Source organism: Marinicella rhabdoformis, assembly GCF_009671245.1.
Taxonomy (GTDB): Bacteria; Pseudomonadota; Gammaproteobacteria; order Xanthomonadales; family Marinicellaceae; genus Marinicella; species Marinicella rhabdoformis.
Genome location: NZ_VTFS01000002.1, coordinates 96,555 through 118,672, shown reverse-complemented (window position 1 = coordinate 118,672; position 22,118 = coordinate 96,555). Strand labels below are relative to the sequence as shown.

Annotated in this window: 25 protein-coding genes; 18 read left to right on the top strand and 7 right to left on the bottom strand. The window is 41.9% G+C overall.

Annotated elements, in window-relative coordinates:
- Nucleotides 1–140: 140 nt before the first annotated feature.
- Nucleotides 141–2,774 carry an aminopeptidase N gene (gene pepN / locus FET73_RS06855; protein ID WP_154223209.1) on the top strand — a complete coding sequence of 878 codons (2,634 nt, stop codon included), beginning with the start codon at nt 141–143 and terminating at the stop codon, nt 2,772–2,774.
- A gap of 110 nt (nt 2,775–2,884) precedes the next feature.
- Here pepN and FET73_RS06850 read toward each other — a convergent pair whose 3' ends face one another.
- The 3 genes from FET73_RS06850 to FET73_RS06840 form a co-directional block, all read right to left on the bottom strand.
- The gene (locus tag FET73_RS06850) at nt 2,885–4,540 is read right to left on the bottom strand and encodes a serine hydrolase domain-containing protein (RefSeq protein ID WP_154223208.1); all 1,656 of its coding nucleotides are present in this window, start codon (nt 4,538–4,540) and stop codon (nt 2,885–2,887) included.
- 73 nt (nt 4,541–4,613) lie between these two features.
- Nucleotides 4,614–4,799, bottom strand: a complete 186-nt coding sequence (locus FET73_RS06845) for a hypothetical protein (RefSeq protein ID WP_154223207.1) — start codon at nt 4,797–4,799, stop codon at nt 4,614–4,616.
- Nucleotides 4,800–4,823: 24 nt separating this feature from the next.
- Nucleotides 4,824–5,237, bottom strand: coding sequence for a VOC family protein (locus FET73_RS06840; RefSeq protein WP_154223206.1), 414 nt, complete (start codon nt 5,235–5,237; stop codon nt 4,824–4,826).
- Between the two features lie 77 nt (nt 5,238–5,314).
- On the opposite strand from FET73_RS06840, the gene soxR reads away from it, so the two are divergent.
- On the top strand, nt 5,315–5,803 hold the full coding sequence (gene soxR, locus FET73_RS06835; RefSeq protein ID WP_154223205.1) for a redox-sensitive transcriptional activator SoxR: 489 nt from the start codon (nt 5,315–5,317) through the stop codon (nt 5,801–5,803).
- Nucleotides 5,796–6,419: a sulfotransferase gene (locus FET73_RS06830; RefSeq protein ID WP_154223204.1), complete on the top strand. Its 624-nt coding sequence runs from the start codon at nt 5,796–5,798 to the stop codon at nt 6,417–6,419. Before soxR ends, FET73_RS06830 begins: the two co-directional genes overlap by 8 nt.
- Nucleotides 6,420–6,496: 77 nt before the next feature.
- On the opposite strand, the gene FET73_RS06825 is transcribed toward FET73_RS06830, so the two are convergent.
- The 3 genes from FET73_RS06825 to FET73_RS06815 form a co-directional block, all read right to left on the bottom strand.
- Nucleotides 6,497–6,643: a hypothetical protein gene (locus FET73_RS06825; RefSeq protein ID WP_154223203.1), complete on the bottom strand. Its 147-nt coding sequence runs from the start codon at nt 6,641–6,643 to the stop codon at nt 6,497–6,499.
- Between the two features lie 144 nt (nt 6,644–6,787).
- On the bottom strand, nt 6,788–8,029 hold the full coding sequence (locus tag FET73_RS06820) for a hypothetical protein (protein WP_154223202.1): 1,242 nt from the start codon (nt 8,027–8,029) through the stop codon (nt 6,788–6,790).
- Nucleotides 8,030–8,041: 12 nt separating this feature from the next.
- Entirely contained in the window at nt 8,042–8,293 is a 252-nt protein-coding gene (locus tag FET73_RS06815) for a hypothetical protein (RefSeq protein ID WP_154223201.1), read from the bottom strand.
- Nucleotides 8,294–8,567: 274 nt separating this feature from the next.
- Here FET73_RS06815 and FET73_RS06810 point away from each other — a divergent pair, with 274 nt between their 5' ends.
- Nucleotides 8,568–8,711, top strand: coding sequence for a hypothetical protein (locus FET73_RS06810; protein ID WP_154223200.1), 144 nt, complete (start codon nt 8,568–8,570; stop codon nt 8,709–8,711).
- A gap of 226 nt (nt 8,712–8,937) precedes the next feature.
- Here FET73_RS06810 and FET73_RS06805 read toward each other — a convergent pair whose 3' ends face one another.
- Complete coding sequence (locus tag FET73_RS06805) at nt 8,938–9,540, bottom strand: DUF6265 family protein (RefSeq protein ID WP_154223199.1); 603 nt, start codon at nt 9,538–9,540, stop codon at nt 8,938–8,940.
- Nucleotides 9,541–9,654: 114 nt separating this feature from the next.
- On the opposite strand from FET73_RS06805, the gene FET73_RS06800 reads away from it, so the two are divergent.
- From FET73_RS06800 to FET73_RS06735, 14 genes are all read left to right on the top strand, one after another.
- Complete coding sequence (locus tag FET73_RS06800; RefSeq protein ID WP_154223198.1) at nt 9,655–11,274, top strand: ABC-F family ATPase; 1,620 nt, start codon at nt 9,655–9,657, stop codon at nt 11,272–11,274.
- A 44-nt stretch (nt 11,275–11,318) separates the two neighbouring features.
- Nucleotides 11,319–11,699, top strand: coding sequence for a YkgJ family cysteine cluster protein (locus FET73_RS06795; RefSeq protein ID WP_154223197.1), 381 nt, complete (start codon nt 11,319–11,321; stop codon nt 11,697–11,699).
- A 226-nt stretch (nt 11,700–11,925) separates the two neighbouring features.
- Entirely contained in the window at nt 11,926–13,557 is a 1,632-nt protein-coding gene (locus FET73_RS06790) for an AMP-binding protein (RefSeq protein WP_154223196.1), read from the top strand.
- Between the two features lie 104 nt (nt 13,558–13,661).
- Entirely contained in the window at nt 13,662–14,081 is a 420-nt protein-coding gene (gene arfB, locus FET73_RS06785; protein WP_154223195.1) for an alternative ribosome rescue aminoacyl-tRNA hydrolase ArfB, read from the top strand.
- A 272-nt stretch (nt 14,082–14,353) separates the two neighbouring features.
- On the top strand, nt 14,354–14,998 hold the full coding sequence (gene ccmA / locus FET73_RS06780; protein WP_154223194.1) for a heme ABC exporter ATP-binding protein CcmA: 645 nt from the start codon (nt 14,354–14,356) through the stop codon (nt 14,996–14,998).
- Nucleotides 14,995–15,660 carry a heme exporter protein CcmB gene (gene ccmB / locus FET73_RS06775; RefSeq protein WP_154223193.1) on the top strand — a complete coding sequence of 222 codons (666 nt, stop codon included), beginning with the start codon at nt 14,995–14,997 and terminating at the stop codon, nt 15,658–15,660. Before ccmA ends, ccmB begins: the two co-directional genes overlap by 4 nt.
- Nucleotides 15,661–15,668: 8 nt before the next feature.
- Nucleotides 15,669–16,451, top strand: a complete 783-nt coding sequence (locus FET73_RS06770; protein ID WP_154223192.1) for a heme ABC transporter permease — start codon at nt 15,669–15,671, stop codon at nt 16,449–16,451.
- Nucleotides 16,444–16,656, top strand: coding sequence for a heme exporter protein CcmD (gene ccmD, locus FET73_RS06765; RefSeq protein WP_154223191.1), 213 nt, complete (start codon nt 16,444–16,446; stop codon nt 16,654–16,656). The genes FET73_RS06770 and ccmD overlap by 8 nt, the downstream gene beginning before the upstream one ends.
- Entirely contained in the window at nt 16,653–17,120 is a 468-nt protein-coding gene (gene ccmE, locus FET73_RS06760; protein ID WP_154223190.1) for a cytochrome c maturation protein CcmE, read from the top strand. Before ccmD ends, ccmE begins: the two co-directional genes overlap by 4 nt.
- Nucleotides 17,120–19,063 carry a heme lyase CcmF/NrfE family subunit gene (locus FET73_RS06755; RefSeq protein ID WP_154223189.1) on the top strand — a complete coding sequence of 648 codons (1,944 nt, stop codon included), beginning with the start codon at nt 17,120–17,122 and terminating at the stop codon, nt 19,061–19,063. The genes ccmE and FET73_RS06755 overlap by 1 nt, the downstream gene beginning before the upstream one ends.
- Nucleotides 19,060–19,587, top strand: a complete 528-nt coding sequence (locus FET73_RS06750; protein WP_154223188.1) for a DsbE family thiol:disulfide interchange protein — start codon at nt 19,060–19,062, stop codon at nt 19,585–19,587. Before FET73_RS06755 ends, FET73_RS06750 begins: the two co-directional genes overlap by 4 nt.
- Entirely contained in the window at nt 19,587–19,976 is a 390-nt protein-coding gene (locus FET73_RS06745) for a cytochrome c-type biogenesis protein (RefSeq protein WP_154223187.1), read from the top strand. The genes FET73_RS06750 and FET73_RS06745 overlap by 1 nt, the downstream gene beginning before the upstream one ends.
- Nucleotides 19,969–21,078, top strand: coding sequence for a tetratricopeptide repeat protein (locus FET73_RS06740; RefSeq protein WP_154223186.1), 1,110 nt, complete (start codon nt 19,969–19,971; stop codon nt 21,076–21,078). The genes FET73_RS06745 and FET73_RS06740 overlap by 8 nt, the downstream gene beginning before the upstream one ends.
- A complete protein-coding gene (locus FET73_RS06735; RefSeq protein WP_154223185.1) occupies nt 21,075–22,022 on the top strand; it encodes an isopenicillin N synthase family dioxygenase in 948 nt (315 codons plus the stop codon). Before FET73_RS06740 ends, FET73_RS06735 begins: the two co-directional genes overlap by 4 nt.
- Nucleotides 22,023–22,118: the final 96 nt, after the last annotated feature.

The following is a 22,118-nucleotide window of genomic DNA, read 5'->3' as shown; positions in this document are numbered from 1 at the left end:
TATATTAACCCATACCCATTTATTTACCAATCAACTTCAATCTTGGAATCTGAAGCCTCAAACCACCAATGTCACAAAGTATTAAGATACAATCAACATCATAATACTTACCACCATTTCATATCTAATTAAGGGACGCCATGAGAATTTACGTTAAATACCCGCTGTTCTTGCTGTTGACTTTGTTGTTGGGTTGCCAACAACAACCTATTTCAGATAACACCACAACAAAAACCTCAACAACAGTCAAAAAGCAAGTTTCAAAAAGCAGAGTCAAAGCTGACTTATTGAACCTCGAAACTGCTCAATCCAGAAAAAACAGGCTGTCTGACATCAACTATGTTCTCAATGTTGACTTGGTGAGAAACAAAGATGCCTACCTCGGACAAGTTACTGTTCAGTTCAACCTGAACGCTAACACTGAAGATTTGACCATAGATTTCACAGGTGGTACAGTTTCTGAAGTGACCATAAATAACAATCATGTAGATGTAAACTACAATGGCTTTTTCGTCACATTGCCTTCAAACGCTTTGTTACAAGGTAAAAACAGCATCACCCTGACCTATCAACACCCATATAACCAAGATGGAACAGGCCTGCATAAATTTGTTGATCCTGAAGATGGAAATACCTACTTATACACTTACTTGTGGCCATACTATGCCAATCGCTTGTTCCCCAATTTTGACCAACCCAACTTAAAAGCCCAATATGAATTAACCGTTCAAGCACCAGAAAACTGGCAAGTGGTTTCTGCCATGACCGAAGACGATGTAAGCAAAACAAATGACATTAAAACTTGGCACTTTCCACCGTCTAAAAAGTTCTCAAGTTATATCTTTTCACTGCATGCAGGCCCATATCAGCTATGGGAAGACCAAGCCGGCGACGTGCCGATTCGTTTGCTGGCCAGACAATCCTTGGCGCAATATGTCCCCGTTGAAGAGTGGATGGGGTACACAAAAATGGGTCTGAGTCATTTCAAAAACTATTTTGACATTGCCTACCCTTTTGAAAAATACGACCAAGTGATCGTGCCAGATTTTAATATTGGTGCCATGGAAAATGTCGCAGCTGTAACTTTCACTGAGAGTGTCATTCAACGCGGTGAATCTAATCGGTTTCAAAGGCAACGACGCGCCAGTATCATTTTGCACGAAATGGCCCACATGTGGTTTGGTAATTTAGTGACTAAAGACTGGTGGAATGGCTTGTGGCTGAACGAAAGCTTTGCCACATTGATGTCGGCTATTGCGGTGTCTGAATTGCCCGAATTCAAAGACCTGTGGCACGACTTTTATTTGAATGTAAACCTTCGTGCCATCACTGCCGACAAAATGATATCAACTCACCCTATAGAAGTCCCTGTTAACAGCACCAATGACTTTTTCCAGGTTTTTGACGACATAACATATCAAAAAGGCGCCTCTGTTCTGAACCAACTGTCTCATTTTGTTGGTCAAGAAAATTTTCGTTTGGCGGTCTCGAATTATTTGAAGCAACATGCTTGGGGAAACACTGAACTTGAAGACTTTGTTGCTGCACAATCTAAACAATCTGGCATCGAATTAACTGAATGGTCAAAATCATGGCTATACCAAGCAGGTGTTAATACATTCAAAATTAATTTTCAATGTGAAGCGGATAAAATCAGTGGCTTCACAATCAATCAAACCGCTGACGAAAAACACCCGCAGCTGCGTACTCAGAAAACCCAACTGGCGCTGTTCAAGCTGCAAGACAATGAATTAAAGCCCTATCACATCACTCCATTGCAAGTCACTGGTGAATCAACACAGGTACCTGCTGTTATTGGGCTTGACTGTCCAACCCTTGCTTACCCCAACTACCAAGGCTGGGGCTTTGTGGAAGTCGAGTTGGATGAAGTCAGCAAAAACAATGCCTTTGACGCCCTTACCCAACTTAAAGATCCATTGATGCGTTCCATGCTGTGGACTTCTTTATTATCAGATGAACAAATTAATCTGTTGAAGGTTATTGATGCTTTGTATGTTGAGAAAAATGACCGAATCATCAACCAAATTCAAAACAGTTTAATCAGCAAATTGAACACCAAAGAACGTCAAGGTGACCCAAATTTGATGGCATTGTCGCATTCGCTAGAAGAAATGCTTTGGAATCAAATCAAAGCCAAAGAAACTTCAAAAAACATCAAACTCATTAAGCTACAAAGTTTCTTTTCAGTCGTGCGTTCTGAAAATGGACAAGCCATTTTATTGAAACTACTGTCTGGGGAACTGACCATAAATGAAATACCCATAACCCAAGGCTTCAGGTGGCAAATGATCAGTCGTTTGGCAGGCTTAAATCACCCTGAATCAAAAACGCTGATTGCTAATGAAAAAACAAAAGACCCATCAGACTCAGGCATGTTGGCGGCGATTGCTGCAGAAGCGGCATTGCCCGTGCTGGCCATTAAAAAGCAATGGGTTGATCAATTCTTAAACAATGACAATCCATTGCCTTTGTCTCACCAAAGAAAAGCCATGGAATCCCTTTTCCCTGCCAATCAAGTGGCATTGCAAGAACAACTGTTAACAGAAATGTTAGCGGCCCTGCCTATGATAAAACGCAACAGAGACAATTATTACCAGCGCTCTTATGCACGTGACTTGTTTGCTGGTATTTGCACGGAGAATGGCTTGAAGCTGATACAAACAGCATCAGATAAGAAAACCATCGGCACCACTTTGTACCGTTTTCTTTCAGAAAATGTACAGAAAGCAGAAGCTTGTGTCAAAGGCTTGTGATTTGCTCACAACAAAAACCCTATCATTGAGCAATTAAAACTTTGGGGTTGAGTTAAACTCAACCCCAAAATGCTCCATTTATCAAAAGCCCTCATTTAAGCTGACTGAAGTTAATCTACTTTTTTTGCAGGGTGGTTTCCGTTTTGATGTAACACCAACTCATTGACCTCACCAGCATCATTACTGTTCATGGTGAGCTTGATATCGGTACCCTTCAAAGTGAATTTATTGACGTCAGTGGCAATCAACTCTATTTTTTGCTGACCCGTGGCTTGCGTATAAAAAGTACCACCTTCACTGAAAATATGAATATAAAAATCTGGCGCTAATTCATACTTACCAATGTATTTGGCAAAAGTTTCAAGGCTCATGTCCACTTCTGTTAGCGTGGGCATTGGCTTGTCAGTTCTCTGCCAATTTTGATCACTTCTGGTCGATTTCATAGTTACTGATTCAATTTCACCTTCTGCATTGCGATTGAATTCAAGTGTAGACAAGCTGTCTTCAAAATAAAATTGGTCCTTGGCATAAGGAAATATTTTATAGCGTGTGCCACCTGACCTTAATGAAAACAACTGTCCTTTTTCATAAGTAATGGTTCGTAAATTCTCGGTTTCCATACCTTTTTTAGTCTGTTCATAAACAGCTTGATAAGACTGCAATTCTTCATCAGAAAGGTCGATTTTTTCCCAGTTATAGGGTTTATCAATCGCAATGGCTGCCATTTTGTTAGCCACTGCTCCAGGTCGGTTACAATTACAATTCGACAACACCGCTACAAATAACTTTTCTTCTGGCAAAACCAGCGAAGCCGATAAGAAACCATTGATACCGCCACCATGTTGAATCATGGGTACACCTTGGATATTACCTATCCCCCAGCCGTAACCATAATCAAGTGTTTCACCATCATTCAAAGTTTCAGGTGTGTGGGCCATTTTACGACTTTCTGCACTGATGATTTCGTCATTTAAAACCGACTGATACCAGGTACTCAAATCATCCACAGTTGATAATAAGGAACCGGCAGCATGCGGCTGTGTCATGCTCAAGAAATCTGCATTTTTATACATTTCATCCGCTTTATCGTAACCAGATGCACGATTTTTTATGATTCTGGATGTCGAACCATAATAAGAACTGTTCATTTTTAACGGCGTGAACATATGATTCTGAATATAGTCAGCATATTTTTCACCTGATGCCACCTCAATGATCTGACCTAAAAGAATATAACCTGAGTTGTTATATCTGAAATCGACACCGGGCGCGAAATCCATCGGCTCATTCTTAAAATAATCAATCAATTCAGTCAACTCAAAATCTTTTTTTCGGGTTTCACTGGTCCATTGAGACATGCCGGTGTAACTCTTAATACCTGAGGTGTGATTAAGTAAATGTTTAACGGTTATTTTATGACCGTGGGTTGGGTAATCTTTGATGTATTCAGTGATGTCAGCATCTAAATCAACTTTCCCCTCTTCTGCCAACTTCAAAATCGCGACAGCCGTGAATTGCTTGGTTATAGAACCAATACGGAAAATATGTTCTGGCTCCATTTCAACGTTTAATTCCAAATTGGCCATTCCAAAAGCCTTGCGGTAAACGATTTTACCGTTTTTTATAACCAATGCAACACCGCCTGGACCGTTTGGTTCAAACAGCCCATTGAGTAATTCATCCATTTGTTTGCTTTTGCTTTTCGCCAGCAGCGGTGTCGCTATTAACAGGACACAGATCATTAATACTGTTTTTTTCACTTTCATCTACCCCTTTCAAGAAACAATTATTATAACAAACTGAATAGATCGTATTGCAGTGCATTAAGTCATCTAAATATTATTTCATTAAATTCACTGAATTCTCAATGAAACATTGATACCATGTTTTTTTTACGGGTTTTGTAACTGACACTACTGGCACCACTGTGTTGTGCTTAAAGTGCTCAGAATGTTGGCTCTCTATTTCCAGCGATTGATCTGGGTTCAATTCAATTTGTGACACTTTAATCTCACTGTAACTCATCATTTTCTCCGTTTTTTTTCAGGCTTATGAATTTCTTTCTGAAGGGATGTCCGAAAGGTATTCTGTGAATTCAACCTCAAAGCCATCATTGTCTAAAAAGTAAATGTTTTTTCTGTGCAACGAATCTGCACCGCTCTTATAAATTGGAAACCCTGATTGATTCAATCTTTTGATCACTGCATCTAAATTATTTACAGCAAATGCGATGTGCGCCAAACCCATGCTGTGCCCAGTTAAATCCCTGTTTTCTCCTTCGCCAAAATCACTGAAGGCCAAGTATTGATGGTCATCACCAAAATGCACCCACCGGCGTGGCTTGCCATACCATTCGCCCTCACCTTCAGCTCTTATTGACCAATGCGGGAAGGCCGCTTGATAAAAAGCCAAACTTTTCTCAATATCTTTCCCTACTAAATTTACATGCTCTAAACGTGCCATTATTTTCTCCTGAGTGTTTACTTCGATAATTATTACGCCCATAATACAACCTCAAGCTAACTTGAGGTCAAGCCCCAATGGCAAAAAAAATAAGAACAGCAAGGTTTTCAGTAGGCGCAGTGGCTCAACGCAGTGATGTCAACATATCCACCCTTCATTTTTATGAAGAAAAAGGTTTGATTCATTCAATAAGAAACACAGCCAATCAAAGGCGTTATTATTCAGATGTTTTAAGAAGAATCGCAGTGATAAAAGCGGCACAAAGGGTTGGCATCAGCTTAAATGACATAAAGGAAGCCTTGTCATTTCTTCCTACTGATCAAGCACCCACAAAAGCACATTGGGGAAAATTGTCAAAACAATGGAACGATCAACTGACCACAAAAATTAATGCTTTAACCGCACTCAGAGACAACATGACAGACTGTATTGGCTGCGGCTGCTTGTCATTAAAAAAATGTCCACTGTATAATCCCGATGATGAACTCGGGCAAAATCAAACTGGCGCCGTTTTATTAGATCGAGCCGCCCAAAAAATGACAGAATCATCAAAGAAGCATGAATAAACTGTTTATTATTGGCTTGCCAAGGACAGGAACAACCAGCGTCAGCGCCGCATTGCTCGACGGTGGATTGAAAGTGGCTCATACCGCACTGACTAAGGAATCATTCAAGCTTGCTGATGCCATTTCAGACACACCTTGCTTTTGTGATTATCGCCAACTGGATCAATTGTTCCCAGGCTCTAAATTTGTTTACCTTGATCGTGACATCAAGTCATGGATTCCTTCTATTCGTATGCTATTGACCAAAATGCAGCCATACCTTGATAAGCCCCACCATTTCAACCCCGTCCTCAAACGCTGCTTTACTGACACTTTTGAATTAAAAAACGAAATTGACACTTTATCTGATGCGCACTTAAGTTACTGTTATCAAAACCACCAGCATCAAGTATTTGAATATTTTTCCAAAAGAAAAGATTTGCTTCGCATAAACATCAAACACAAAAACAGTTTAAGCGATCTGTGTTCATTCATTAAAACCACAACCCCAACATCAATTGAGTTTCCACACCTCAATAGTGGCCGCATGATAACCGCATGGAAAGACATCAAACACCCCAATAAAATCGACTCGAATGCTTCAGGAAAAGATCGAAGAAAGTTTTTAGATTACTGAGCAAATTAATAACGCTAATAATAACTTATCTGTTAACCTTCAAAGTCACATTTCAACATCACATCAAACCATTCCAATTACAGCATGTCATCGTCACCCAAAGTAGGGTCATTCAAAGTAATTCTATAAACACCGTCCATTGGGCTTTCAGAATTTGTCTGCCGGCCATCAACACAAACACTGTTATCTCTGCAAAAAACTTCAAGCTCATGAACGCTTGTCATCAATGTTTTAACCTGGCCAACAGCATCACCGGTCAAAACCCATTGTAAATACCGACCTTGCTCACAAGATTTTAGAGTAAGAAGGAACTTTCAAACCAGCACCCTCTCACCCTAAATCACTGTAATTAAATCACTGTAATTAAGTCACTGAACAGTCACTGGCCCGTATCCGCCTTCAGGCACGCCAGTGACAACTTCATTATTAACCAATATTGGAATTACTGTATTTATTGGTTGAGTTAAAGTTTGACAATTGGTAGGTGAGTTTCTTCTCTTGTTATAAATGGCATTATCAATCAAAGTGGTATTTTTAGGCACATAATAAGTGCCTACATCTGTAATAGTAAAAACCATACCTTGAGCAGCAACTATTGATCCGGAAGCATTAGAGTTCGCAACAAACTGTAAATACAAAGGATTTGCGGCGCAAGCGCCATCATTGTAGAGTGCTGATTCTGATTTTGGCACCCCGTCGGCATTAATGTGCATAAGGAAACCATTGTTGTTGATAACTGTCCATTCTTTTGTACCAAAAGACACCCCAATGACTTTACCCAAAACCGCAGAGTCAGAAACGCGTATAAGCTTTGTTCCTAATCCATCAATCATCGACGCCATATCAACAGTTTGGCTATTGCCACCTTCTATACCAATGGTTAAATCAGTACCGTTTAACTCAGAACCCGATATATTTTGATCATCAGTACCTGTTCCATCTTGTAAAGAAGACACATCTACAACTTGACTGTTACCGCCTTCAATTCCTATGGTTAGATTAGTTCCATTCAAAGCAGAACCGGAAATATTTTGGTCATCTGTTCCTGTACCATCTTGTATTGGAGCCAAATCTATTGTCTGGCTGTTACCATTTTCAATACCTACAGTTAGTGAAGTATTCAATAGAGACAAGCCTGTTATATTTTGATCGTCTGTACCGATGTCAGCCGCAGCTGGCACCCACCCCGCCGAATCATTAAACGTTAATACTTGACCTTCAGTGGCACCATTATCAACCAGGGTATTGGCATAAGGTACTGAATGCATTTTTTGTAAAGGTGCCAAAACTGTAAAATTTTGTTCAGAAGTTTCTTTAACCTGGACTTGTAACCACACATCTAATCCGTCATAAATTAAACTGCCCAAATTAACAGCTTCTATTGTAAAAAGCCCAGATTCCACAGAAACTCCAGTATGTACTGAGGTAGCCAAACTATTTCCAGAGGCGTTAGCGTCTGCAAAAGCCAGAATTGTAATATCATAAGTGCCTGAAGCAGGTGACCCTGAATCCAACAACTCTCCCTGATAAGTAAAACTGTGATCCACTTGCGCGTTGAGATTAAACCCAATGATACAAAGGATTAACAAACTGATTATTTTTATTTTCATTATAATTTCCCGTTATTCAAACTCATCTTGATAAATTAAATCTGTATTTTCGTGCCAAAACCCACCGTTAAGTGAATAAGCTCCATTTGACAATTCCTTACTGGAATCATGCTGCCCAATCGTACTTGTCAGTTCAAATCGACCGCCTGACAATTTTCCGCCACCATTACTGATGCTTTGTTTTTTCATAGCATATTGCCCATAAGCAACATCAACTAATAAAAAAAGCAAAGCAATGCCAATGATTTTTATTAATAGTTTCATACTTTTATCCTTTTATTCAAAAACACCTTTACTCGACATAATCTCTTTTGTCAAAACTACAATTCTTAAAACTGCATCATTTATTATTATATCTCTAACCAAGCTGATTTTTATAGCTTCATATGAAGTTTGTAACCTATCAGTACAACCTCAAGACAAAGAACAAGTAAAACAATCATCACGCCATATAACGCTTGAATTTTAATACCATGAGGTAAATCAATTTTCTGGTAAGATATCTAGAACCATTTCAACGCCCAAGACTTTAACAATTATGAACCCAGAAGAGTTATATCAGTTTTCAGATGAAGAATTACTCAATGAAGCAAAAAAAATCAAATCCGTTCAACTCATCAATGCCACATTAATTGGATTTTTGTTCGGCGTTATCATTTATGGTGTCGCTAAGAATTATTGAGATTTTTTCGGATTAATCCCTGTTTTTCTTGTCTTTAAGGTATTCAACAACCCAAAAGCAAAAGCTCATAAAAACCAGGTTGAGCATCTATTAAACAAAAGAAACATTCAATAAAGAGAGGGCTCCCATTGCTTCTATCTCATACCCGCTCATATGGATAAACTTATTTGCCATGACCACCTTTTAACAAAATAAACCAGCCTAAAATGAAGCCAAGATAGTGTGGCTATTTTACCCGTTCATAAGCAATTTTATGCTCAGTCTTGCTGCCATCTTTTTGTGTCATTACGATGTAACCATCAATTTTATCTGGCTCACTTTTGTAAAAGCTCAAACCTGAAAAATGCACTGCATTCTCTTCAACCTTAACCAGTCTGAATGTCACAAAATCTGCTTTATCCTCCCAAGCCACAAAATCAGCACTGAAATGTTTGACCAATAAAACCAAACCTTCACTTTGTTCCTTTAAAAGCAATAACTCATAAAAATTAACGCCCTTTTCAGAATCGTACAGTTTCCACATGCCCATCATAGAGCCTGCAGAGGCCGGGTTCCAAACTTCTTCAAATTGGCTGCCAAAGGCAGTGCCTTGCCACGACCCTACCAACCATGCCACATCTGCCAATTTACCTTTACCCATTGGAGCATCTTTAGCCAAACTGTAGGTGTGTTCAGTCAATCGGTCTTGCGCACTGGCCATTCCAGCAATGACAACTATTAAAAGTAAAATATATTTTGATAACTTCAAGTCAATCTCTAACAGAAAAACACAACAATAATACAACGAATGAACGACCACGTATTCGACATTTAATTGGTTTTTTTCCATTCAGTTCATGAGAATCAAACCAATTTGTTCATCATTACTCGACTTTCAGCTGACAATTCACTATAGTGCGCGCCGCCCACCATAGCTTTTTGTTTACATTTCAGGAATACTCAATTGATCTCTACTGCTAATATCACCATGCAATTCGGCGCCGAGCCGTTGTTCGAAAATATTTCTGCTAAATTTGCCAAAGGCAGACGCTATGGTTTGATTGGAGCCAATGGCTGTGGCAAATCAACGTTCATGAAAATTTTAAGCGGTGAACTGGCCCCAACATCAGGTAATTTATCCATCAAAGATGGTGCGACAGTCGGCACATTGAGTCAAGACCAATTTGCTTTCGAAAACTATTCAGTTATTGATGCGGTTATCATGGGTGATGCAGCGCTTTGGGAAGTGAAGCAAGAACGTGAAGCCATTTATGCCATGGAAGAAATGAGCGAAGCAGATGGCATGCGTGTGGCCGACCTTGAGGCCCAATTTGGCGAGATGGATGGTTATACTGCGGAAAGTCGCGCGGGTGAAATCCTGTTAGAAGCGGGCATTGAAGAAAGCTACCACTTTGGACTGATGTCTCAAGTGGCACCGGGTTGGAAATTGCGGGTTTTGTTGGCACAAGCTTTGTTCGCTAATCCTGACATTTTATTGCTTGATGAGCCCACCAATAACTTGGACATCCACACCATCAGTTGGTTAGAAGAAGTCCTGAATCAACGCAAATGCACCATGATCGTTATTTCTCATGACCGCCACTTCCTTAATGCGGTATGTACCGACATGGCCGACATTGACTACGGTGAGCTGCGCATTTACCCTGGAAACTACGAAGCATTTATGGCGGCCTCTTCTTTGATCCAAGAACAATTATTGGCAGGTAATGCCAAGAAAGCCGCTGAGATGGAAGAACTGCAAGGTTTTGTTAATCGTTTCTCAGCCAATGCCTCGAAAGCCAAACAAGCCAGTTCCCGTGCTAAAAAACTAGAAAAAATCAGCTTAGATGAAGTTAAGTCATCAAGCAGAAGAACGCCTTCAATCACCTTAAAACAAGACAGAAAGCTGCACCGCAATGCTTTGATTTTAGAAGATCTTGCGATGGGCTTTGATGATGAAACATTATTCAAAGACGGTAACTTAATTTTAGAAGCGGGCGCAAAACTGGCCATCATTGGTGAAAATGGCGTGGGAAAAACCACTTTGTTGCGCTGCTTAGTCAATGAGTTGGAAGCCAATGAAGGCAAGATTAAATGGGCTGAAAATGCCACTTTGGGATACTGTCCGCAAGACAGCAGTGTAGATTTTGATAACGAACTGTCATTGTTCGATTGGATGTCACAATGGCGCACACCCAAACATGACGATTTGAAAATTCGCGCCATGTTGGGCCGTTTACTATTCAATGAAGACGACTTCAACAAAAAAGCCAAGGTCTGCTCTGGTGGCGAAAAAAACCGCCTGTTGTTCGGCAAAATGATGATGAGCGACATCAATATTCTGATCATGGACGAGCCCACCAATCACATGGACATGGAAGCCATTGAAGCTTTGAATAATGCCCTGAAAGAATGGGACGGCACCTTGTTATTTGTCAGCCATGACCGTGAATTTGTTTCCACACTGGCCACGCGAATCATCGAAATCAAAGACCAAAAAGTGGTCGATTTCCACGGTACTTATGATGAATATTTAGCCAATCAAGCTTTGAACACTCAAACGAGAAGTGTCCATGTGGCTTAACAGCTTTAAAACTGTATTGAAAACAAAGCACAGTGAGATGTTTTTTGAAACAATGTACCCAATGCGGTAAATGCTGCATCAATTACAGTGAAGGCGGTTTAACTGCTTCTCAAGAAGATTTAGCTTTTTGGGAAGCTGAACGTCCTGATATATTCCAATACGTCAACAACAACGAATTATGGTTCGATCCAAATACAGGCCAACAATTGAACCTTTGCCCTTTCTTAATCAAATCCGAAGACAATATATACAGCTGTGGCATTTACCATGATCGTCCAGAGGATTGCCGGTTTTACCCAGTCACCATTGATCAGATGTTTTTAGATGAATGTGAAATGCTAGAGCCCGATGATTTAAACAACACAAAACAAGCCCAAATCAAGTTAGACATACTGATGGAAGACAGCCGACCACCTTGTGCTTGAATACTTTTCTCCCTATTTAAATAGTGAGTATTCATTTTGAAACCCACTACCAAAGTGAAGCATTATTAACATTAAATTCAAGGTTTCTGAGGTAATAAATTAACAAGAGGCGGATACACCAGCCCGCCTACTGCCCCCAATAGATTTTTAACTCACAATTAACACTGTAATTTAAATAGTATATGCTATCCTTAAATCACATCAACATTCTTAAGTAGGCAAACCGATGAACAATACCCACCCTTTGGCACAATTCAGCGCATTTGTTGACTCACAGCCTGAAGTGCCGTTTTTGCATCAACCGATAGACAGAAAACTTAAAGTTTTCACTTGGGCAGAAGTCGATAATGAAGCAAGAAGAATGGCCACTGCCCTCTTGGGATTGGGTTTGGTTAAGGGAGACAAGGTCGGCATTTTATCTAAAAATTGTGCTCATTGGTTCATCAGCGATTTGGCCATCATGATGGCTGGCTTGGTGTCCGTCCCCATTTACCCTACGGCAGGTCGAGATACCATCCAATTTGTCATTGAGCAAAGTGAATGCAAGGCCATTTTTGTAGGCAAGTTAGATAGTTTAGATGAAGCTGATGCAGGCATTGCCCCTGATATTAAAAGAATTACATACCCTTACCCAACCGTAAAAGGTCAACACCAATGGGATGAATTAATCAAAGCCAAACCATTAAAAATCATCAACCAACCTAAGTTGAGTGACACGTTCAGTCTTTGCTATACATCTGGCAGCACGGGCAACCCCAAAGGTGTGGTGCTCAGTTACGGTAATGTTTCATCTGCTGCAACTGCTTATGTGAATTTGATGCAAGTCACAACTCAAGACGTTACCATGTCCTACCTGCCCTTGGCACACATCACCGAACGCACATTAATTGAAGTGCTGTCGTATTATTCAGGCAATAAAATCTTTTTTGTAGAAAGTTTGGACACCTTTATTGATGATGTAAAAGTAGCACAACCCACCTCATTCCTGTCTGTTCCTCGGTTATGGAACAAGTTTCAAATTGAAATCTTAAACAACATCCCAGATAAAAAATTACAAACTTTATTGAAAATTCCGTTGATAGGTAAACTGATAGCTAAAAAAATTCGCAAAGGCTTGGGTTTAGGCAACGCCACTATGTTTGGCTCAGGAACAGCCCCCATATCACCCAGTATCCTTCAATGGTATGACCGAATTGGCATCCCCATTTCTGAAGGCTGGGGCATGACAGAAACATCGGGTCTGGCCTGTAGCAACATGCCTTATGATGCGGCATTGCTCGGCTCCATTGGAAAAGCCTGTGAGTGTGTTGAAATGAAAATTGGCGACAACCAAGAAATACTGATTCGAGGCCCCGCGGTTTTTAAAGAATACTACAAGCGACCTGATGCCACAGCAGAAAGTTTTACCGATGGTTGGTTCCATACCGGAGACATGGGAACTGTTACACAAGATGGTGTTTATCAAATCATCGGGCGACTCAAAGAGCAATTCAAAACAGGCAAAGGCAAATATGTTGTGCCCGCAGTAATAGAAACCCTGCTGTCGCACAGCAAAAACATTGAACAAGTTTGCGTTATGGGACAAGGACGCAAACAACCCATAGCTGTTGTGGTTCTGAGCCAACCAAGTTCAAGCCAATCTGCGTCAATGACAGAAAAGTTAGAAAAAGTTTTGTCGCGTGTCAACGCCCAGTTAGAAAGTCACCAAAAGCTTGACCACATTATTGTATTAAAGGAAGAATGGACCATCGACAATGGTTTGCTCACGCCAACCATGAAAGTCAAACGCAATGAAATAGAGAACAAATACAGCCACTATTTAGACCAAGAACTGACAGAAAACATCATTTGGGAATGATTTTGAGACCACCTCTCCGAAACATGATATGCTGACATGATACTTCTCCAAAACATGACTCGTTGGCATGATACGCCGATACGCCGATATGCTGATATTGTGAAATGCTAATTCTGTCACAAACCGTACAAATACCTGATTCAGAAATTGAATTAACCGCCGTTCGTGCCCAAGGCCCAGGCGGTCAGAACGTCAATAAAGTATCCAGTGCGATCCATTTACGATTTGATGTGGTCAACTCAAGCTTGCCCGAGTTTTATAAAGAGCGCTTGTTAAACCTCTCAGATCAACGCATCAGCAAAGAAGGCATCATCATAATCAAAGCCCAACAATTCAGGACACAACAACAAAACAGAGAAGACGCCCTGAATAGACTGATACTGTTAATCAAGTCAGCAGTAGCACAAACAAAAAAACGCAAAGCCACCAAGCCCACCAAAGCATCTAAAAAACGCCGACTGGATGCAAAAACCAAACGTGGCCAGACCAAAAACCTACGCAAAGCTGTATCTCGTGATGATTGAACCTTCTCCCCAATTTTGTATGCTCGTTTGTATGCTTATCAAGTAAAGCTCCTATAAGATAAGACAACACAACACCAAGTGAAACGTTTTATTAGATTACGCAAGCTTAACTCAACCTACTTATTTTAGTGCCATCATTTATCCATCATGACCCAAATCATATAACGTCCAAACAAGCGTTCGGATTTGTGGGTTATCCTTTACTTCTGGGGGCTTTGTACCTAAAATTGGCGGCTGTTTAATTTGCGCCTGACGATTCGGTTTTTCATATTTTGAGTCACCATCATTTACATATTTCGAACATCACTTGTGCCCGCGGTGGCGAGGACTTGTTTGAACCTGTTTCTTGCCTGTTGCATACAGGTGAATTGGCGGTGATTGCAGGGCCCAATGGTTCAGGAAAAACCACTTTGATGGAGACTTTGGCAGGTATGCGGCCTTTGGCCTCAGGGGACATGTCATTCAATGATTCTCAACAATCCGCTCTGTGGTTAGCGAACTGTCACTATTTAGGCCATAAACTGGGCAATAAGGGCAACTTAAGCTGTTTGGAAAACCTGTCTTTCGCATTAAAAATCAATCAAGTCAACGCCTCAACTGAACAAATGGAAGCGGCCTTAGAAGCCGTGGATTTGGCCGGTTATGAATACCATTTGGCTTCAGAATTATCAGCTGGCCAAAAAAAGCGTTTGGCCTTGAGTCGTTTGTTGCTGTTGAATAAATCTTTTTGGCTTTTGGATGAGCCTTTTGTCAATTTAGACCATGCCGGCTGTGATTGGTTGTATCAAACAATAGCGGCTCACATTGCCCAAGGTGGTGCTGTGATGTTAACAGCGCATGACCAACAGAAGATTCATGAGTTGGCGCACCACCACATTGATTTAATAGTCAGCCAGCCAGATGAGGTCCAACTGTGAACCGTTTTTGGCATTTATGTCAGCGAGATTTAATTTCAGCATGGCGCAAAAAATCTGGCATTTACCAGCCCTTGGTATTCCAACTGTTGATTGTGACTTTATTTCCTTTAGGATTGGGCGCAGGGGCGCAGACTTTAGCAAAAATTGCACCAGCCGTTGTCTGGATTTTGGCACTTTTGGGTACTTTAATCACACTGGAACACATTTTCAAGGACGACTATGAAGATGGTTCTTTGTCGCTGTATCTATTATCAGGAATGTCTTTGCCTTTGGCGGTAATGAGTAAGGCTTTGGCCCACTGGATAACCACCGGCTTACCTGCGATAATATTTGCACCTGTCATCGGTGTGCTGCTGCACTTACCAGAACAGGCTTATGGCGTGTTGATGTTGTCGCTGCTATTGGCCACACCGATTTTCAGTTTATTGGGCTCTGTCGGTTCTGCTTTGACATTGAATCTGCGTTCTGGCGGTCTGTTACTCAGTGTTTTGGTGATGCCACTTTTGGCACCTGTTTTGATTTTTGGCGCCGGCGCGGTGCTGGAAACGGCTTTGGGCAATTCCGCCCAAGGTCATTTATTGCTGCTGATGGGTTCATTTGTGATGACCCTGACTTTGGCGCCATTGGCGGCCAGTGCAGCAATTAAAGTGAATTTAGAGTGATATTTGGTATGAATAAATTAGTAAAGCTTTACCACAAACTGGGTTCTCCACCCAGCTTTTACCGAATTGCAGGATATTTCCTTCTGCCATTTTTGCTTTTGGCTGTGGGATTAACCGCTTATGGTTTGATCGATGGCTTGTTTTTTGCACCCACTGATTACCAACAAAAAGATTCTTACCGCATCATGTTTGTACACGTACCGGCGGCATGGATGAGCATGTTTATCTATGCGATGATGGGCGTTGCAGCCATCATGGCTTACGTCTGGCGCATGAAAGTGGCCGAAGCTGTGATGATTGCCTCAGCGCCCATTGGTGCGGCTTTCACGGTTATTTGTTTGGTCACCGGAATGCTTTGGGGCAAGCCAATGTGGGGAACTTACTGGGATTGGGATGCGCGCATGACGTCAGAACTGATTCTGTTGTTTTTGTATATCGGTGTGCTGGCCATGTACGCCGCTTTTGATGATGAACCGCGCAAGGCCGCACGCTTAACAGCCCTGGTTGCCATCATTGGCTTGGTCAACTTACCCATCATTCACTACTCAGTTTATTGGTGGTCAAGCATCCACCAAGGCTCAAGTGTCAGTTTGACTGGCGGTTCGGGCATCAAAGATTGGGACATGTTGAGGCCGTTATTAGTCATGGCTTTGGCAACCAAATTTTATTACGGGTATTCGGTACTTCACCGTGCACGCAGTTACTTATTAAAAACAGAAGCCAAAAAACAGTGGATAGCTGATGCTTTAAAAGTGTCTCAAACCACCGAAAAAGGAGACAATAATGTCTGAATTATTCCACATGGGTGGTTATGAATTTTACGTCTGGGGCTCAATGGCCTGTTTTTTTGTCATCATGGCTTATGACTTTTTGGGTCTGCAGCTGAAGAAGAAACAAGCGGAACGGCAGGTCAAAGCCATGCACAAAAAAGCAAAAAACCGCAAAGCCAAACAAGCCATAAATAAACCCAGCAGTCAACAGGAGCATAACTCATGACACCCACAAGAAAGAAACGTTTGTTATTGATTTTATTGGTTTTTGTCGGCGTTGCGATTGCCACAGGCATTTTCCTTTTGGCATTCAAAGAAAACATTATGTTTTTCAAGAGTCCAACTGAAATTGCAGCAGGTGATTTTCCACAACAACGCAGCTTCCGTATCGGCGGCATGGTTAAAGACGGCTCTTTAACCCGAGCTGAAGATTCTTTGAAATCGACTTTTGTTGTCACCGACCACCAACATGACGTCACGGTTGAATACGAAGGCATCCTGCCAGACTTGTTCCGAGAAGGCCAAGGTGTAGTGGCCATCGGCATCATGAAGACTGGTGAGCTGTTTGTCGCTGAAGAAGTGTTAGCAAAACATGATGAAAACTACATGCCCCCTGAAGCTGCTGCAGCATTAGAGGCTGGCAAAAAAGCGGCGGCGAAGTCAGAAGACAAAGAAGGAGCAAGCTACTGATGTTAGCCAATATCGGACAATTTAATTTGATTGTTGCCTTTGTCCTGGCCTTGTTACTGGCCATAGTGCCAATGGTGGCCTATGCCAAAGACAACACCACTTGGATGCAACTGGCGAAACCTTTGGCTTATGTGCTGTTTATCGTCGTGTTCATATCTTTTTTGATATTGATTGCCTTGTTTGTCTTACAAGATTTTACTGTGACTTATGTTTGGAAGCATTCGTCACTGACATTGCCTTTGCGCTACCGCATCACGGCCACGTGGGGCGCACATGAAGGCTCAATCTTGATGTGGATTACGATTCAGGCCTTGTGGGTCGCCGCTGTGGCTAAATTCAGCAAAGGATTGAAACTTGATGAAATTGCTCGTGTGCTGTCTGTATTGGGCATCATAACAGCTGGATTCATTGCCTTTATTTTATTCACATCCAACCCCTTTGAACGCACTTTCCCTGCCCCCTTTGATGGCAATGACTTGAACCCCTTGTTGCAAGATTTCGGCATGATAGTTCATCCACCATTGTTGTATTTCGGCTATGTGGGCTTGTCAGTGGCTTTCGCTTTGTCGGTGGCGGCTTTAATCGGTGGCAAAATTGATGAACATTGGATTCGTTGGTCTCGCAAATGGACCAACTTGGCTTGGGCCTTTTTGACCATGGGCATTATATTAGGCAGCTGGTGGGCCTATTATGAACTCGGCTGGGGCGGCTGGTGGTTTTGGGATCCGGTTGAGAATGCCTCATTTTTACCGTGGCTTGCCGGCACCGCCTTGATACATGTACAAGCAGTCAGCGAACGTAAAAATGCATTTCGTGGCTGGACTGTTTTACTCGCCATCACTGCATTTTCTTTGAGTGTATTGGGTACATTTTTGGTGCGCTCAGGCAGCATCACATCAGTTCACAGCTTTGCAGCAGACCCCACGCGTGGTCTGTTTATATTGGGTTTGTTAACCCTGTTTGCAGGTGGTGCGTTGACCTTGTTCGCTTGGCGAGCCAATAAATTAAAATCAACTGAATCTGTCCATTTTGATTCTAAAGAATTCATGTTGTTGTGTAACTCTCTGATTTTTATAGTCGCTACTTTTACTGTATTACTTGGCACCATTTTCCCGATGATTTTCGAAGCCATGGGCCAGAAAATATCTGTTGGTGCGCCCTATTTCGGTTTGATGTTCTTTTTGATCATGATTCCTATGGCCATGTTATTGCCATTAGGTACACAAATTCGTTGGCACAAAGGTTCATTGAAAGCAGGCTTACGTGAATTGATGCCTTATTTTGTTATGACATTGATTTTGACTGGCTTGGTTATTTGGCTTGTCGGTGATTTGAATGTTCGAGGTTCGATAGGCATCTTGGGTGCATTTTGGGTTTTTGTCGCCACCACAGGCCAACTGATCAAACACCGTGGTAAGAAAAATGCCAGCTTCATTGGCATGACGGTGGCACATTGGGGCGTGGCCATGTTTTTATTTGGCATGTCGATGGTCGAACATGCAGATACCGAAAAAGACGTGTTAATGAAGCCGGGTCAAGTGATTGAATTGAATGACTTGTCTTTTGAGTTCAAAGGCGTTCAATGGGTTGAACAGGAAAATTACCGAGCCCAACAAGGTCAGGTCATCGTATCCCAAGACAACACAGTCATTGATACCTTGCGTCCTCAAAAACGCCATTATCCAAAACAACAAAACCCAATGACTGAAGCCAGTATTTACCCAGGATTCACACGAGATATTTATGTCTCTCTCGGAGAACAGGTAAATGACCAAGGTGCTTGGGCCGTTCGTATTTACATTAAACCCTTCATCCGTTGGATGTGGTTTGGCGGTATTTTGATGTTATCTGGTGCGTTAATCGCTTTGTTCAGTGCACGCATCAAACGAGCCGAACGTCAACAACATGATCGTTTGATGAGTGAGGCTTTGGAACTGAAATGAAAAAAATACTTTTTGCCGTTTTGCCTCTGAGCGTGTTTGTCACTTTGATTGTGCTGCTTTATGTCAACATGGGCACTCACTCAGAGCGATTGCCTTCTCCACTGGTTGGTAAAGCTGTTCCAAATTTTAAATTGAACACCCTTTACAGTAACAAAACACTGACCCCAAAAGATTTCGAAGGTGAAGTCTGGCTGATGAATGTGTTTGGTTCTTGGTGTCCCAGTTGTCGAGTTGAACACCCTGTGGTCACACAACTGGCCGAGTCTGGCGTGGTCAAAGTGATCGGTTTTAATTGGAAAGATGAATTTGTTGATGCCGACCGTTGGTTAAAGCAGTTTGGTAACCCTTATGATGAAATTTTGGTCGATCTCAAAGGTGATGTGGCTATTGACTTTGGTGTTTATGGTGCGCCTGAGAATTTTTTGATTGATCAGGCGGGTGTGATTCGCTATAAATTGGTGGGTAACCTGACGCCAGAAATCATTCAAAATGAACTGATGCCTTTGATTGAGGAATTGAAATGATGAAATTATTGTCACTTTGTTTGGGCTTAACACTTTTTTGTGGATCGGCGCTTGCGATTGAAGTTTATCCTTTTGAAAATGAAGCTCAGGAAGCTTTGTACCAAGATGTAACCAAGGAGCTTCGCTGTTTGGTTTGTCAAAACCAAAATTTGGCTGATTCTGATGCTGGCTTAGCCACCGACTTGAAAGACAAGGTTGCGGCTTTTGTCATGGAGGGCAAAAGTAAAGATGAAATCACACAATACATGATAGATCGTTATGGTGAGTTTGTCAGTTATGAGCCACCCTTGAATGCCAGCACGTTGTTCTTGTGGCTTTCGCCTTTGGTTTTGTTGTTGATTGGTGGTGGCATATTGGTTTTCAAAATCAGGAGAACACAGCATGACTGAAATGATTTGGTACCTTTTAATCGGCCTGTCTGTCAGTGCCCTTTGCTATGCTTTTTGGTTACCACAACAACGCCAGGATCAAAAGTCTTGGTTATTAAAGCAGTTACAATCTCCGGGTGAAGACAAACAGGTTTTGCTCGAAGCACTGTCACGCGTTAATCAAGCCCCTCAAGCCAAGCACAAGGGTTTACTTCTTGCCATTTTGTTAATCACGCCTGTTGCTTTGTTATTCCAAGCTTTGTGGTTTGATAACCAACACGCTCCAGAAATCACACAATCGGCCACCAACACCCAAGGTCAAACACCGGATTTGGCATCTGCCATTAAACAATTGGAACAAAAACTGGCAGAAAACCCAGATGATATCCAAGGCCAATTGTTATATGCACAAAGCATGGTAGCGATGAAGCGCTATGATGTCGCGGCAAAGGCCTATGAAAAAGCCAACCAATTGCAGCCCAATGATGCAGCCATCCTGACAGAATGGGCCGAAGCAGTGGCTTTCCGAAACAACACAGGCAGCTTTTTAGGACAGCCCAGTGACTTATTGGCCCAAGCCATTGAACTGAACCCCAAACACCAAAAGGCCATGTGGCTGTATGGTATTGTGCTGTATGAACAACAACAATTTGCGGCAGCTGAAACGCTTTGGACCGATTTATTGGCCATGGTTGACAGCCCGGGTATACGAAACACACTACTTAAACAAGTTAATCAAGCCCGTGAAGCACAAGGGAAAAACGCATTGGTCAGCTCAGAAACGAAAGCTGCTGCTGAGCCCGCACTGTACAACATAGAAGTCTTTGGAAAGCAGATCCCTGATGAAGCCACTTTGTTTGTCTTTGCTAAATCTACTGATGGTATGCCGATGCCCATAGCCGCTAAGAAAACAAATGGACCATTTCAATGGCCAGTCACCATTTCACTATCTGACAGCGACAGCCTACAAGGTAACCGTTTGCTCAGCCAATTTGAAACCGTTGAATTATCAGCCATCATCAGCATGAGCGGCGCCATAGAAGACAAACAATGGCAATCTGATTCACAACAGTCAGCACCAAACAATAAAATTACTTTGAATTTAAAGAGACAACAACAATGAGCAGCGAAGTACGCAAAGTCCCCGAGTTAAACTTGATTGACTACCTAGAGGGTACCGAATTAGAAAAACAACGATTTGTTGATAACTTTTATAACGGCTTGGTCGATTACGGTTTTATCGTGTTGAACCCCCATGACTTTGATTTTGACTTGGTTGACACCAACTACCAAATCTTTAAGGATTTCTTTGCACTGCCAACAGCAGTCAAACAAAAGTACAACATCCACGATGGTGGCCGCCGTGGTTATGTGCCCATGTTACAAGAACATGCCAAAAACAATGACAAGCCAGATTTAAAAGAATTTTGGCACGTGGGAAGAAATGTAGCTAAAGACCACCCATTGTATGCAGAATACGGTGACAATGTGGTGCCTGAAGAGATCGCGAACTTCCATCAAAACACCTATGCCTTATATGAGCAATTAGACCGAACAGCTTTGGCGATGTTCCGTTCTTTGGCCACCGCATTGGATGTACCTCAGGATTATTTTGCTCAAATGACAGAAAACGGCAATTCAATTTTACGCGCCATACACTACCCACCAATGACTGAGTTTGCACTGCCCGGCTCTTTGCGAGCCGCAGCCCATGAAGACATCAATTTAATTACTTTACTGGTTGGAGCCACAGAAAGTGGCCTGGAATTACTGGATCGTGATGGCAAATGGTTGGCTGTTGACAGTACGCCCAGACAAATTGTGGTCGATTCTGGCGACATGTTGTCTCGAATTTGTAATGAAGTCATTCCTGCAACAACACACCGCGTGGTTAACCCTATAAACGACACCAGTGCACGTTACTCGATGCCTTTCTTTTGTCACCCACATTCTAATGCCATGCTCAGTTGCATTCCTTCATGCAAAGGCAATGGTGCCAAATATGAAGACATCACAGCCGGTGATTTTTTGAACCAACGCCTGAAAGAGATCGGATTAACTAAATAAATATTTTTTTACACAACAAATGGTCGTTATGGCCATTTGTTGTGACAATTATTGGCAATGTTTGCACACCATCGCCAAAGCACAATACTTTTCTGC

Bases quoted from the DNA above. Each gene is read 5' to 3' on its own strand.
- FET73_RS06745 (WP_154223187.1), top strand. From the start codon at position 19,587: ATGAAATTATTGTCACTTTGTTTGGGCTTAACACTTTTTTGTGGATCG.
- FET73_RS06770 (WP_154223192.1), top strand. From the start codon at position 15,669: ATGAATAAATTAGTAAAGCTTTACCACAAACTGGGTTCTCCACCCAGC.
- FET73_RS06750 (WP_154223188.1), top strand. From the start codon at position 19,060: ATGAAAAAAATACTTTTTGCCGTTTTGCCTCTGAGCGTGTTTGTCACT.
- arfB (WP_154223195.1), top strand. From the start codon at position 13,662: ATGCTAATTCTGTCACAAACCGTACAAATACCTGATTCAGAAATTGAA.
- soxR (WP_154223205.1), top strand. From the start codon at position 5,315: ATGGCAAAAAAAATAAGAACAGCAAGGTTTTCAGTAGGCGCAGTGGCT.
- FET73_RS06830 (WP_154223204.1), top strand. From the start codon at position 5,796: ATGAATAAACTGTTTATTATTGGCTTGCCAAGGACAGGAACAACCAGC.
- FET73_RS06815 (WP_154223201.1), bottom strand. From the start codon at position 8,293: ATGAAACTATTAATAAAAATCATTGGCATTGCTTTGCTTTTTTTATTA.
- FET73_RS06825 (WP_154223203.1), bottom strand. From the start codon at position 6,643: ATGACAAGCGTTCATGAGCTTGAAGTTTTTTGCAGAGATAACAGTGTT.
- FET73_RS06850 (WP_154223208.1), bottom strand. From the start codon at position 4,540: ATGAAAGTGAAAAAAACAGTATTAATGATCTGTGTCCTGTTAATAGCG.
- ccmD (WP_154223191.1), top strand. From the start codon at position 16,444: ATGTCTGAATTATTCCACATGGGTGGTTATGAATTTTACGTCTGGGGC.
- FET73_RS06845 (WP_154223207.1), bottom strand. From the start codon at position 4,799: ATGAGTTACAGTGAGATTAAAGTGTCACAAATTGAATTGAACCCAGAT.
- pepN (WP_154223209.1), top strand. From the start codon at position 141: ATGAGAATTTACGTTAAATACCCGCTGTTCTTGCTGTTGACTTTGTTG.
- FET73_RS06790 (WP_154223196.1), top strand. From the start codon at position 11,926: ATGAACAATACCCACCCTTTGGCACAATTCAGCGCATTTGTTGACTCA.
- FET73_RS06735 (WP_154223185.1), top strand. From the start codon at position 21,075: ATGAGCAGCGAAGTACGCAAAGTCCCCGAGTTAAACTTGATTGACTAC.
- FET73_RS06820 (WP_154223202.1), bottom strand. From the start codon at position 8,029: ATGAAAATAAAAATAATCAGTTTGTTAATCCTTTGTATCATTGGGTTT.
- ccmE (WP_154223190.1), top strand. From the start codon at position 16,653: ATGACACCCACAAGAAAGAAACGTTTGTTATTGATTTTATTGGTTTTT.
- FET73_RS06805 (WP_154223199.1), bottom strand. From the start codon at position 9,540: ATGGAAAAAAACCAATTAAATGTCGAATACGTGGTCGTTCATTCGTTG.
- FET73_RS06740 (WP_154223186.1), top strand. From the start codon at position 19,969: ATGACTGAAATGATTTGGTACCTTTTAATCGGCCTGTCTGTCAGTGCC.
- FET73_RS06810 (WP_154223200.1), top strand. From the start codon at position 8,568: ATGAACCCAGAAGAGTTATATCAGTTTTCAGATGAAGAATTACTCAAT.
- FET73_RS06840 (WP_154223206.1), bottom strand. From the start codon at position 5,237: ATGGCACGTTTAGAGCATGTAAATTTAGTAGGGAAAGATATTGAGAAA.
- FET73_RS06755 (WP_154223189.1), top strand. From the start codon at position 17,120: ATGTTAGCCAATATCGGACAATTTAATTTGATTGTTGCCTTTGTCCTG.